Below are 12,252 nucleotides of genomic sequence, written 5' to 3' on the forward strand. Positions count from 1 at the left end.
AGCAGCTCCGGGCGCGCGGCGGCAGGGCGGCGTCAGAGGAAGATGTCGGGGAACAGCTCGCTGTCGGGGGTTCCCGGCGTCGCCGCATACTGCGCGAAGTCGGTGACCCCGGCCTCGCGCAGCACATCCTCGACGATCAGCGTCTGCCCCGTCCGCTCGGCGGCGGGACGGATCAGCACCTCGTAGGCGGCGTCGGCGTAGATCTCCGGCGTGCGGCTGACCTTCATCATGCGTTCGCCGCCGAGGGCGAACTGCACGGCGGCGGTCGCGATCGTCGTCGCCGGCCACAGCGTGTTGGCCGCGATGCCGTCGTCGGCGAACTCAGCCGCCATGCCGAGGGTCGCCATCGTCATGCCGTACTTCGCGAGCGTGTAGCCGGTGTGCGCCCCGAGCCACCGCGGCGAGAGGTTCAGCGGCGGCGAGAGCGAGAGGATGTGGGGGTTGTCGGCATCCTTGAGCATCGGCACCGCCGCGCGGCTGAGCATGAACGTGCCGCGGACGTTGACGTCCTGCATGAGGTCGTACTTCTTCGCCGAGAGATCCAGGGAGCCGGACAGGTCGATGACGCTGGCGTTGTTCACGACGATGTCGATGCCGCCGAACTCGCCCTGCGTCTTCAGCACCGCCGCCATGATGTCGTCGTCGTTGCGCACATCGCCCACGAGCGGCAGCGCCTGCCCGCCGGCCGCCCGGATCTGCTCGGCGGCCGTATGCACAGTCCCCTCGAGCTTCGGATGCGGGGTGTCGGTCTTCGCCAGCAGCGCGATGTTCGCCCCGTCGCGCGCCGCGCGCAGGGCGATGGCGAGCCCGATGCCGCGGCTACCGCCGGACATCAGGATGGTCTTGCCGGCGAGGCTCATGCGTTCTCCTTCGAAGCGGTCTTGCGGGATGCCGAGGCGAACGCGGCCACGCGGGCCTTCGCCTCGGGGGTGTCGAAGGCCGCGCCGATCGAGCGCGCCTCCTCGTCGAGCTGCTCGGCGAAGGTGCGCTCGGGCCGGGAGCGGATGAGCCGCTTGGCCTGCCCGTAGGCACCGTGGGCGCCGGCCAGCCAGAAGCGGGCGACCTCTTCGGCCCGTGCCCGCACCGCGGCGGCGATCGATTCGGCATCCTCGCCGCCGACCACCTCGGCAACGAGGCCCCACTCGCGAGCCTCGTCCGCCGTCAGCATGCGGTCCTGCAGCACCAGCTGCAGCGCCCGTCGCTGACCGACCGCCTGCGCGAGCTGGGCCGACACCGAAAGGTCGGGCGTGAGGCCGATGTTCGCGTAGAGGCTGCCGATGCGGGAGTCCGCGCCGACGATCGCGTAGTCGCTCGTGAGCAGGATGCCGAGGCCTCCGCCGGCGGTCGTCCCGTGCGCGGCGGCGACGACGGGCACGGCCGATTCCGTCAGCGCGCGGATGCCGGTGTTGATCACCTCGGCGAGGTCGCTGATGTCCTTTCCCGACCCCATCGTCTGGGCCATCGCGCGCACGTCACCGCCGGCGCAGAACGCCCGCCCGGCGGCATCCAGCAGGATCGCCCCGACATCGTCGCGCGAGGTCGCCTCGACCGTGACGCGCTCCCATTCGCGGGCGAGCGTGGCGTCGAAGGCGTTGAGGCTGTCGGGCCGGTTGAGCGTGATGCGGGCGAGCCCGTCGTGGACGCTGAACAGGATGGCGTCGCTCATGTCGTCTCTTCTCGTCTGGGTGCCGGTCATTTCGGCGCCATGCGGATGGCGCCGTCGAGGCGGATGGTCTCGCCGTTGAGGTAGCCGTTGTCGACGATGTGCGCGACGAGGGCCGCGTACTCGTCGGGGCGGCCGAGGCGCGCCGGGTAGGGCACCTGCTGACCGAGGGAGTCCTGCGCGGCCTGCGGCAGGCTCGCGAGCATGGGCGTCTCCATGATGCCGGGGGCGATCGTGACGACGCGGATGCCGTAGCGCGCGAGCTCCCGCGCGATGGGGAGCGTCATCGCATGCACGCCGCCCTTGCTGGCGGCGTAGGCGGGCTGGCCGATCTGGCCGTCGAACGCGGCGACGCTGGCGGTGTTGACGATGACGCCACGGTCCCCGTCGCCGGTCGGCTCGGTGCGCGCGATGGCGGCGGATGCCTGCGCGATGACGTTGTAGGTGCCGATGAGGTTGACCCGAACGATGCGCTCGAAGTCCCCGAGCGGTGTCGGCGCGCCCTCGCGGTCGAGCACCTTCGCCGGCGGGGCTATGCCGGCGCAGTTGACGACGACCCGGAGGGGCCCGATGCTCGCGGCGGTCGCGACGGCGGCCGCCACCTCGCTCGGGTCGGTGACGTCAGCGGGGGCGAACGTTCCGCCGAACTCCGCGGCGCGCTCGGCGCCGGCGGAGGAGGGCAGGTCGATGATCACGACATGAGCGCCGGCGTCGGACAGGCGTCGTGCGGTGGCCAATCCCAGTCCGCTCGCGCCTCCCGTGACGAGGGCGGATGCGCCGGCGATGTCCATGCGTTCTCCTTCGAACTGATTCTGCGTCTCACGATCTGTGCGACTGCGTCCCAGGCCGGGTCGTCGCTGCTCCAGGCTACCGGCACCGGAGGCGGGCGCGCCGACGGGCCGCATGATCCGGATCAAGCGTGTCTACGACGCGGCGGTGCCGGTGTGACACCTGTCGCCGGTGACCGCGGCGACACGACAGGATGAGGCGGTGTCGATTCCGCTTTCTCCCCTCGAGGTGCCCACACGCGTGCGTGCTCTGGCGGCTGGGGCCGCGCTCATCCCGGTCTGGCGGAACAAACGGGGAGGCGTCACCTTCCGCACCGACGACGGCCGCTACATCAAGCACGGCCCCCGCAACGCCGAGACGACGATGGCGGGCGAGGCGGACCGGCTGGGGTGGGCCGCAGCGCACACGCCGGTGCCGCGCGTGCTCGACCACGGGACGGAGGGCGACGAGGAGTGGCTCGTCACGGCGGCGCTCCCCGGTCGGTCGGCCGTCGACCCCCGGTGGATCGCAGAGCCGGCGGTCGCGGTGCGCGCACTCGGCGAGGGCCTGCGCGCCCTGCACGACGCCCTGCCGGTGGCGACGTGCCCGTACGACTGGAGCGTGCCCGCGCGCGTGGCGAACGCGGCGGTCCGTGGCATCCGGGTGCCTGCCGCGCTGCACCAGGCACCACCGGTCGATGTGCTCGTCGTCTGTCACGGCGACGCCTGCGCGCCCAACACCCTGCTCGATGATGCCGGCCAGTGGTCGGGTCATGTCGACCTCGACTCCCTGGGCGTCGCCGACCGCTGGGCCGACATCGCGGTCGCGGCGATGAGCACGGGGTGGAACTACGGGCCGGGGTGGGAGGACGCGCTGCTCGACGCGTACGGCATCGCCCGCGATCCGGAGCGGATGTCGTTCTACGCCGCCCTGTGGGACGCGACCTGACCGACGGCGCCCGCGACGACGGCAGCGGCCGGGCGCGGAGCGGTGCGTCACCTGCCCCGCGCCCGGACGGCTCAATCCTGCTGGCCTGCGATGGGGTCGCCGTCGTCGTCGAGCGGCACCGGCCGCTCTTCGTCGGGCACCGGCACCGGCAGACCGGTCTCGGGGTCCACGGGGCGATCGTCGTCGATGAAGGGGATGGGGACTCCTGTGTGGGGGTCGATGAGACCCTCACCGTCGGGTATACCCAGGCTCATGTCGCGCTCCTTTCTCCGCAGCCAGCATGCGCCGCCGCGGTGACCGCACAGCACCCGGTTGACGGCGGCGCGGGCCCCCGCTAGGCGCTCCGCGGCTGCGGGGACGCAGACGGACGATGCGGGTCAGCGGCCGAGCACCGGTGTGAAGGCGCCGACCGCGATCGACACCGTCAGCGCCGTCGCCGAGATCGCTGCCCCGGCGAGCAGCAGCATGCCGTCGCCCCCGGTGAGCCGCGACTCGCGCGCCCAAGTGCGCGCCGTCGGCGCGCCGAACGCGCGCGCCTCCATCGCCGTGGCCAGCGACGACCCCCGCCGGATCGCCAGCACGAACAGCGCGAACGCGGTGCCGAGCACGCGACGCAGCCGTCCGGCATCGGCGACGCCGCGGGCCCGCCGGGCGAGCGACAGCGCCCGCCAGTCGTCGGCGAGAAGGCCCAGCATCCGCATGCCGGCGAGCGCGCCGAGCACGAAGCGGGCGGGCAGCCGCACGATCTGCGCCAGTCCGTCGGCGAGGTCGGTGGGATCCACCGTGACGAACAGCACCACCGCGGGCAGGCCGATGGCGAGCACGCGCAAGAAGGTCGCCGCCGCCAGCAGCAGCGATCCCTCACTCACGCGCACGAAGAGCCACTCGACGTAGACGTGGCCGCTCGTCGCCCCGTACAGCGCGATGGTGACGGCGGAGGTGGGGGCGGCGATCCACAGGGGCAGCGTCCGCAGCCAGAACTGCCGGGCGCTGAGCCCCGCCGCCAGCAGCAGCGGGATCTCCAGCAACAGGGCGACCAGCGCCGACACCGGATCGATCGTCACCACGAGCGGCAGCGCGATGAGCAGGGCCGCGCCGAGCTTGGCGACCGGGTTGCGGACGGCGACCGGACCGCTGCCGGCCCGGGGGCTCACCGGCCCACCTCGAGGCGTCGGGCGTGCAGGGCCGCGAGCACGGCCTCATCGTGGCTGATCGCGGCGATCGCGAGCGGGCCGCGCTCGTCGATGCCGTCGCGGAGCCCCGCGATGATCGCCACGAGCTCGGCCCACGTGGTGGCATCCTGACCGAAGGTCGGTTCGTCCAGCACCATCACGCGGGGACGCGTCGCGAGGGTCGCGGCGACCGTGAGCCGACGCTTCTCGCCGCCCGAGAGCGTGTACGGATTGGCGTCGGCCAGACGCGCGAGCCGCAGCCGCTCCAGCAGTTCATCCACCCGCGCCGCCACCTCGGCCTCGGGCAGGCCGAGCGCACGCGGCCCCACGGCGAGCTCCTCGCGCACCGTGCGCGCCAGCAGCTGATGCTCGGGATCCTGGAAGACGGTGCCGATGCGCGTCAGCAGGCTGCGCGACGACCAGCCGGCGGGGTCCGTTCCGGCATCCGCCCGACGCCGGCGTGCCGCAGCCCCCGCGGCGAGCGCGTCGGATGCCCCCACCCGCCCCGCCTCGGGGCGCACCAGCCCGGCGAGGGTGAGTCCGAGGGTGGACTTGCCGGCGCCGTTCGGCCCGACGACGCCCAGCACCTCCCCCGCCCGAACCTCGAGGTCGAGCGGGCCGGCGACCGGCACCCCCGGGGTGCGCGCCACCACGAGCCCGCGCGCGGACAGCAGCGCCTCGCCCGGTGCCACCGCGGGCGGCGGCGGCACCCGCGGCGCGAAGCCCGGCACCCACACCCCCGCCGCGGCGAGCTGCCGCGGCAGGTCGAGCTCGGTGGCCGGGGCGGCCGCGGGGGGCGGAGCGGTCGCGCCGTGGCCCGCGAGGGACCGGGCGGGGCCTCGCGGACCCACGCCGCCGGGGATCGCGACTCCGCTGCCGAGTACGGCGCGCGGCGACCCGTCCGCGAGCACACCGCCCCCCGGCGCGAGCACGACGACGCGGTCCACCAGCGGCAGCCAGACGTCCACCCGGTGCTCGATGACGATCAGGGTGGCGCCGGTGGCATCCAGCGCCCGGCCCACCGCGTCACGCACGTCGACGACGCCCGCCGGGTCGAGGTTCGCGGTCGGCTCGTCCAGCAGCACGGCCCCCGGGCGCATGGCGATGACACCGGCGAGCGCGAGGCGCTGCTTCTGCCCGCCCGACAGCGCCGAGGTCGATCGATCCAGCGGCACGTCCAGCCCCACCGCGTCCAGCGCCGCGTGCACCCGTTGCCAGATCTCCTCCCGCGGCACGCCCAGGTTCTCGCAGCCGAACGCGACGTCGTCGCCCACACGCGCGAGGATCGTCTGGCTGTCAGGGTCCTGCAGCACGAGTCCTGCGGTCCCGCGTGTCGCGGCCGCCGGCTGGCCGCCGACGAACAGCGCACCCTCCTGGTCGCCCTCGTCGGCACCGCCGAGCACGCCGGCGATGCCCTGCAGCAGCGTCGACTTGCCGGATCCCGACGCGCCCAGAAGCAGCACCCGTTCGCCTGGTTCGACGCGCAGCGACACGTCGCGCACCGCCCACGCCTCGCGCGTGGCATAGCGCCAGCCCCACCCGCGGGCCTCGACGGCGGCGGGTGAGGCGGCGGGGGATGCCGGCACGTCAGACGCGCCGGGAGACCTCGCGGCCCGCCGCGAACCGGCTGAGAGCACCGGTGGCGGCGAGCCCGCGAGCGATGAGCCAGGCGCCGAGGCCCGCGATGACCGCGCCCGAGAGCGTCGTCGAGGCGATGTAGACGGTGGTGAAGAGCGTGTCCGCCCCCGCGTACCAGAGGATGCGGTCGTTGATGCCGGCACCCAGGCCCGCCGCGGCTCCGGCGAGGATCGCCACCGGCAGCCGCCAGACACCGTAGAGGAACAGCAGGAACACCAGCTCGGCGCCCACGCCCTGCACGAGCCCGGAGACGATGGTCAGCGGGCCCCACTGGTTGCCGACGAGGGCCGAGATGACCGCGGCCACGGTCTCGGTGTAGAGCGCCGCACCGGGTTTGCGGATGATCAGGCCGCCGAGCACACCGGCGATGAGCCACGGCCCGGCGAAGACGCCCTGGATGCCGGGCAGCAGGGGCTTCAGCAGCGCGCTCGGCCCCTCGTAGCCGACGTTCCACAGCAGGAACACCGCCGCACAGGCGACGGCGATGACGCTGGCCACGACGATGTCGACGACGCGCCAGCGGACGCGCTGCGACAGCGGCGGAACGGCCGGTCGCGATGAGCTCTGCGCGGTTGCGCCAGCAGGCTTCGATGCGTGCATTTCTCTCTCCTCCCTGCGCCGGCATGATCCGGATCAGGTTCGACGGTCGAAGCGTGGATCGCTTCCTCTCAGCCCGGCTCACCGGACTCCCGTGGTTGTGGCGTCGAGTATACCCACGGGCGGGCAGGGTATTTTTGGCAGGTGACCACCGAGGACGCTCCCCCGCTCACGCGCCGCGCGCGACGAGCGCGCCTGCGCGCTGAAGCGGCGGCCGACGCCGCGGCGAGCGCGTCCCCCGTTTCCGCCGATCCTGCGGCATCGCCCGACTCGGTGAGCGACGCCCCCGCAGACGAGGCAGCGCCCGAGCACGAACCCGCCCGCCTCGCACCCGACGACGACGCCGACGACGACGAAGCCGCCGCTGCGGCGCCGGCGCCCGCCGATGCCGCTCGCCCCGAGCCCGCCGACCGGGAGACGGCAGCCGCCGGCCCGCCCCACCGGGTCGCGCTCGGGTGGGTGGACGAGGATGCCGTGGCCGCGGCATCCCCCGCCGTCAGTCTCGGCACCGCCGCCTCCCCCTACACGACGGTGCAGACCGACCTGCTCGCCAGCCGACCGCGACGGTCGCCGCTGCGTCCTTCGGTGCTGGTGCCCACTCTCAGCGTCGTCGCGGTGATCGCCCTCTACGTCCTCACCACGCTGCTCTGGCCCCTGCACGCCCTGCCGCCGACGGTGTCGCCCGCCACCATCGCCCCGCTGTCGGCGCCCGCCGCCGCGCCGGCGTGGCCTCAGGAGGGAAGCGCGGCGCTGGGGGTCGACGGCATCACCGGCACGGTCGCCTCCGCATCCGACCCCACCTCCATCGCAAGCCTCACGAAGGTCGTCACGTCGCTGATGGTCCTCGAGGAGATGCCGCTCACCCCCGGCGAGCAGGGTCCCGAGTACCGGTTCACCTCCGCCGATCAGAGCGAGTACTGGGCATACCGGGAACGCGGCGAGTCCGCCCTCCCCGTACCCGTCGACGGCACGCTGACGCAGTACCAGCTGCTGCAGGGCATCCTCATCTCCTCGGCGAACAACTACGCCGATCGGCTCGCATCGGAGCTGTGGCCGAGCAACCGGGTCTTCGCCGACGCCGCCGAATCATGGCTCGCGCAGCAGGGGCTGACCGGCATCACGATCGTCGACCCGAGCGGCATCGGCGACGACAACGCCGCCGAGCCCGCCGCGCTGGTCGCCCTGGCGGAACGGGCGATGGCCAACCCGGTCATCGCCGAGATCGTGCGGATGCCATCTGCCGAGCTTCCCGGCGCCGGACTCATCGAGAACACCAACGCCCTGCTGGCCGACCCCGGTGTCGTCGGGGTGAAGACCGGCGCCCTGTGGGAGCACTTCAATCTGCTGGTCGCCAAGGACATCGTCGTCGGCGAAACGCCGGTGCGGCTGTTCGCGGCGATCCTCGGGCAGTTCGACGGCGAGGAGCGCAACGTGACCGCGCGCGCGATGCTCGCCCAGCTGGAGTCCGAGCTGCAGCAGCGGCCCACGGTGGCCGCCGGCACGATCGCCGGCGAGGTGACGACGGCGTGGGGCGAGCGGGTCGACATGGTGACCTCGGCGGACGCGTCGGTCGTGCTGTGGAACGGCGCCACCGGCGAAGTCACCACGGACCTCGCCGTCGGCGACGACCGCGAGGCCGAGGCGGTCGCCGGGTCGCTGACGGTGAAGGGTCCCCTCGACACCGCCACCGTCGACGTGCACCTCGCCGGCACCATCGAGGGCCCGAGCCCGTGGTGGCGCCTCACCCACCCGCTGCAGCTGTTCGGCCTCGCCGGCTGATCACGGCCCGAGCGTCAGAACGGCCAGATGAGCGGCACGTACAGCACCGCGACGGCCAGGAACACCAGCGCCAGAGGCAGACCCAGTCGCCAGTAGTCCCCGAAGCGGTACCCCCCAGGCTGCATGACCATGAGGTTCACCGGCGTCGCGATCGGGGTGAGGAACGATGCCGCACCGGCGACGGTCAGCGCCATCATGAACGGCTGCACGCTGAGATCCAGGGTCGCGGCGATGGAGACGGCGATGGGGGCGACGACCAGCACGGTGGCGACGTTCGAGATGAACTGACCGAGCACGATCGTCACGACGCACAGCACGAGCAGCGCGAGGTGCGGTGAGGCGTCGCCGGTGAAGCCCAGCACCAGCGCGGCGACCACGTCGGCCGCGCCGGTCGAGACGAACGCGGAAGACAACGGCACCATGCCCCCGATGAGGATCACGGTCGTCCACGAGATGGACCGATAGGCCTGGGGCATGGTCATGACGCCGGTGAGCACCATCGCGCCCGCCGCCAGCAGCCCCGCCACGGCGGGCGGCACCAGGTTGGTGGCGAGCAGCACCACCATGAGACCCAGGACCACCAGCGCCCGACGCGCCCCGTTCCCGAGCGGAACAGTGCGCCGCAGCGCGTGTGGCGGCGTCACGGCGATGACGTCGGGCGAGCGGGTGTAGCGCTCCAGCGCCGCCCACGGGCCCTGGACGAGCACGGCATCCCCCGCCTGCAGCGTCAGCTCGCCCGCTGTCCCGTCTCGGGAGACGTGCGGTGGCTGCGTGGTGCCCCGCCGTGCCGCGAGGATCACGAGGTTCTCATCGCGGGTCATCATTCCCGACCAGACGGTGCGCCCGATGAGGGTGGAGCGGGGGGCCACCATGACCTCGACCACCCCGTCGGTCGCGCTGAACAGGCTCCGGGTGGACAGGTCGACGGCGTAGCTCTCGCGCCACCCCTGCGCCGCGGCGCTGGGGTCGGGCGCCGCATCGAACCGATCGGCGGTGCGGTCGGGCAGCAGGCGCGGACCGAGCACGGCGACCATTGCGATCGTGAGCGCCACGAGCGGCACCCCGGCCAGCGCGAACTCGAAGAAGCCGAAGGGGCGCCCGCCGGCCGACTCCGCCAGCTGCGACACCACCGGGTTCACGGGAGTACCGGTCAGCGTGAGCAGCGATCCGGCGCTGGCGGTGAAGGCGAGCGGGATCAGCATCTTCGACGGCACGATGCCGGCGCGCAGGGCCACCACCACGACCACCGGCAGCAGCGCCGCGACGGCGCCGTTGATGCTGATGAAGCCGGTGAGCACCGCCGACATCGCGCCGATGATCACCAGAAGCCGCCGGGGCCGCGCACCCCCGCGGGTGAGAACCTGCTGGCCGGCCCAGGCCGTCACCCCGGTGGCATCCAATCCCTCGCTGATGACGAACAGCGACGCGATGAAGATCACGGTCGGGTCGGCGAATCCGGCGAACGCCTCGGGAAGGGTCTGGATGCCGGTCACCCACAGCGCCAGCGTCACGCCGATCGCCACGATCGCCAGGGGCACCTTTCCGCTGACGAAGGCGATGATCGCCAGTCCCAGGATGACGAAGATCGCGATCACGGGGTCCACGCGTCAACGGTACCCCCGCCCCTCCGGCGGAGGGCGGGTCAGACGAAGCGCACGGTGCGCTGCAGGCGCGTGCGCACGTCGAACAGCTCGTTGCCGCCGATGTCGCGCGCACCGGTCATGCCGCGGCGGAGCACCGTCGCCAGCGAGCTGCGCGAGACCACCGCCACCGGCAGGCCGCGAACCTTCCCCAGCTCCTCGATCGGCTGCAGCAGGTCGTCGTCGGGCAGCACCACCAGCACGCCGCTGAACCGCACGCCCGCAGCGCGGGCGATGGTGCGGGTACGGGCGACCAGGTCGGCCACGGGCGACCCTTCGACCCCGTCGCCGATGAGTTCGCCCCGCCGCACGCGCACGGGTCCGCCGAAATCTTCGGACAGCACGGCATACAGCCCGCTGGGACCGAGCACGATGTGGTCGAGCTTCGCGTCGGGGCGGTCGCCGCGGGCCGGCGCCGAGACGTCGTGCCACACGGTGTAGCCCATGCCGAGATCGGCGACCACGCGCGCGGTGGCCTCTTCGGCGAGCGCGTCGGCCAGCAGCCGGCGCACCTCGTGGGGTGCGGTGCGCACGAGGGCGGGGCCGTACGGGTCCGGAAGGTCGACGCCGCGCCCTGCCCACTCCCGGATCAGGGTGAGGTAGCGCTCCCGCCGCCATCCGCCGGGGTGCCCGAACGAGCGGGCGCGCGGACGGGTGTCGGTGCGCGCGGACGGTGCCTTCCACCCGGAGAAGTCCGGGGCGGCAGCCGCGCCGAAACCGTGGCCGCGGTCATAGGCCGCACGGGCGTCGGGGGTGCCCACCAGCTCCCACGCGCGCTGCACCTGCACGAACACCGCGGCATCGCCACCGGTGTCGGGGTGGGTCTGCCGCAGTCGCAGGCGATAGGCCTTGCGCAGCGCCTCGTCGTCGGCCGCGGGCTCGACGCCGAGCACGTCGTACGCCGAGGCGGACAGCGGACTGTCGAACACGTTCCCTCCCGGGGTCGGCCATCCAGGCTAGCGGCGCAACCCGGACGTCAGCTCCACAGCGGCATGTCGGGAACGAACGCCAGCGCCTCGTGGGCGATTCCCGGGTCGACGTCGGCGAGGGCGGCCGGATGCCACCGCGGCGAGCGGTCCTTGTCGACCAGCTGGGCCCGGATCCCCTCCACGAGGTCCGGCTGGGTCTGGGCGAACCACATCACCAGGCCGTACTCCTGGGCGAGGGCCGCGCGCAGGTCCGGCAGGGCCCGGGCACGGCGGACGGCGGCGAGGGTGACGGTCAGCGCCGTCGGCGACAGCGTCTCGAGCTCGTCGGCGGTGGCGGATGCCGCAGCTTCCGGCCGTGCCCGCAGGCGCTCGACGATGTCCGCCACGGAGTCGCCGGCGAAGGCGTCGTCGATCCACGCGCGGTCCGCCTGCAGGCGGGACGGCCCCGCCGTGGTGTCGAAGAGCAGGGTGAGCTCGGTGGGTGTGTGGGGGTCGGCGCGGGTCTCGAGCGCATGCTGCAGCTCGGGCAGGTGCTCCGACGGCACCAGGTGGTCGGCGAAGCCGGCGTGGATCGCGTCCGCGGCATCCATCGTCGTGCCGGTGAGCCCCAGGTACTCCCCCAGCCGGCCCGGCGCACGGCCGAGCAGCCAGGTGCCGCCGACGTCGGGGGTGAAGCCGATGCGGGTCTCCGGCATGGCGAGCCGGGATCGCTCCGTGACGACGCGCACGGCGGCGTGGCCGGCGAGGCCCATGCCGCCGCCCATCGTGATGCCGTCGGCGAGCACCACCACGGGCTTCGGGTATTCGGCGATCGCGGCGTTGAGGGCGTACTCGGCGCGGAAGAACAGGGCGGTGTCGCCCGGGCGCCCGGCGACGATCTGGTCGTACAGTCCGCGCACGTCGCCGCCGGCGCACAGGCCCCGTTCGCCGGCGCCGTCCAGCAGCACGATCCCGACGTCGGGGTCGTCGCGCCAGGCATCCAGTGCGGCGTGCAGGTCCTCGACCATGCCGAGGTCGAGCGCGTTGATGGCACGCGGGCGGTCGAGCGTGAGGTGTCCGACTCCGTTGCGGCGCTGCACACGGATGCGGGTCTCGGGCGGGTTCTCGGTCACAGCCTC

12 protein-coding genes and 1 riboswitch are annotated in these 12,252 nt (G+C 73.4%); of the genes, 2 read left to right on the forward strand and 10 right to left on the reverse strand.

Features of this window, described 5'->3' with window-relative positions; translation table 11 throughout:
• Positions 1 to 32 precede the first annotated feature (32 nt).
• Genes QNO14_RS13885 through QNO14_RS13895 form a run of 3 tightly spaced genes read right to left on the reverse strand, consistent with a single transcriptional unit; the run spans position 33 to position 2,454 of the window.
• Complete coding sequence (locus QNO14_RS13885) at positions 33 to 860, reverse strand: SDR family oxidoreductase (protein ID WP_257506523.1); 828 nt, start codon at positions 858 to 860, stop codon at positions 33 to 35.
• Complete coding sequence (locus QNO14_RS13890) at positions 857 to 1,666, reverse strand: enoyl-CoA hydratase/isomerase family protein (RefSeq protein ID WP_257506522.1); 810 nt, start codon at positions 1,664 to 1,666, stop codon at positions 857 to 859. The genes QNO14_RS13885 and QNO14_RS13890 overlap by 4 nt, the downstream gene beginning before the upstream one ends.
• Before the next feature lie 26 nt (positions 1,667 to 1,692).
• Positions 1,693 to 2,454 (reverse strand): SDR family NAD(P)-dependent oxidoreductase, encoded by a 762-nt coding sequence (locus tag QNO14_RS13895; protein WP_257494369.1) that lies wholly within the window; start codon positions 2,452 to 2,454, stop codon positions 1,693 to 1,695.
• Positions 2,455 to 2,653: 199 nt separating this feature from the next.
• On the opposite strand from QNO14_RS13895, the gene QNO14_RS13900 reads away from it, so the two are divergent.
• Positions 2,654 to 3,379 (forward strand): aminoglycoside 3'-phosphotransferase, encoded by a 726-nt coding sequence (locus QNO14_RS13900; protein ID WP_257506521.1) that lies wholly within the window; start codon positions 2,654 to 2,656, stop codon positions 3,377 to 3,379.
• A gap of 71 nt (positions 3,380 to 3,450) precedes the next feature.
• Here the strand turns inward: QNO14_RS13900 and QNO14_RS13905 are convergent, their stop codons facing one another.
• From QNO14_RS13905 to QNO14_RS13920, 4 genes are all read right to left on the reverse strand, one after another.
• Positions 3,451 to 3,633: a hypothetical protein gene (locus QNO14_RS13905; protein WP_257494371.1), complete on the reverse strand. Its 183-nt coding sequence runs from the start codon at positions 3,631 to 3,633 to the stop codon at positions 3,451 to 3,453.
• 123 nt (positions 3,634 to 3,756) lie between these two features.
• Entirely contained in the window at positions 3,757 to 4,533 is a 777-nt protein-coding gene (locus QNO14_RS13910; protein WP_257506520.1) for an energy-coupling factor transporter transmembrane component T family protein, read from the reverse strand.
• Positions 4,530 to 6,137 carry an ABC transporter ATP-binding protein gene (locus tag QNO14_RS13915; protein ID WP_257506519.1) on the reverse strand — a complete coding sequence of 536 codons (1,608 nt, stop codon included), beginning with the start codon at positions 6,135 to 6,137 and terminating at the stop codon, positions 4,530 to 4,532. The genes QNO14_RS13910 and QNO14_RS13915 overlap by 4 nt, the downstream gene beginning before the upstream one ends.
• 1 nt (position 6,138) lies before the next feature.
• Complete coding sequence (locus tag QNO14_RS13920) at positions 6,139 to 6,789, reverse strand: ECF transporter S component (RefSeq protein WP_257494374.1); 651 nt, start codon at positions 6,787 to 6,789, stop codon at positions 6,139 to 6,141.
• Positions 6,783 to 6,892: riboswitch (TPP riboswitch) on the reverse strand. (Overlaps the previous gene by 7 nt.)
• Positions 6,893 to 6,930: 38 nt before the next feature.
• Between QNO14_RS13920 and QNO14_RS13925 the strand changes: the two genes are divergently transcribed.
• Entirely contained in the window at positions 6,931 to 8,565 is a 1,635-nt protein-coding gene (locus QNO14_RS13925; protein ID WP_257506518.1) for a D-alanyl-D-alanine carboxypeptidase family protein, read from the forward strand.
• A 14-nt stretch (positions 8,566 to 8,579) separates the two neighbouring features.
• Here QNO14_RS13925 and QNO14_RS13930 read toward each other — a convergent pair whose 3' ends face one another.
• Genes QNO14_RS13930 through QNO14_RS13940 form a run of 3 tightly spaced genes read right to left on the reverse strand, consistent with a single transcriptional unit; the run spans position 8,580 to position 12,246 of the window.
• The gene (locus QNO14_RS13930) at positions 8,580 to 10,169 is read right to left on the reverse strand and encodes an SLC13 family permease (RefSeq protein ID WP_257506517.1); all 1,590 of its coding nucleotides are present in this window, start codon (positions 10,167 to 10,169) and stop codon (positions 8,580 to 8,582) included.
• A 38-nt stretch (positions 10,170 to 10,207) separates the two neighbouring features.
• Complete coding sequence (locus tag QNO14_RS13935; protein ID WP_257506516.1) at positions 10,208 to 11,134, reverse strand: J domain-containing protein; 927 nt, start codon at positions 11,132 to 11,134, stop codon at positions 10,208 to 10,210.
• Between the two features lie 47 nt (positions 11,135 to 11,181).
• Positions 11,182 to 12,246: an enoyl-CoA hydratase/isomerase family protein gene (locus QNO14_RS13940; protein ID WP_257506515.1), complete on the reverse strand. Its 1,065-nt coding sequence runs from the start codon at positions 12,244 to 12,246 to the stop codon at positions 11,182 to 11,184.
• Positions 12,247 to 12,252 lie beyond the last annotated feature (6 nt).

The sequence above is a fragment of the Microbacterium sp. zg-Y625 genome (assembly GCF_030246925.1).
GTDB classification, from domain to species: domain Bacteria; phylum Actinomycetota; class Actinomycetes; order Actinomycetales; family Microbacteriaceae; genus Microbacterium; species Microbacterium jiangjiandongii.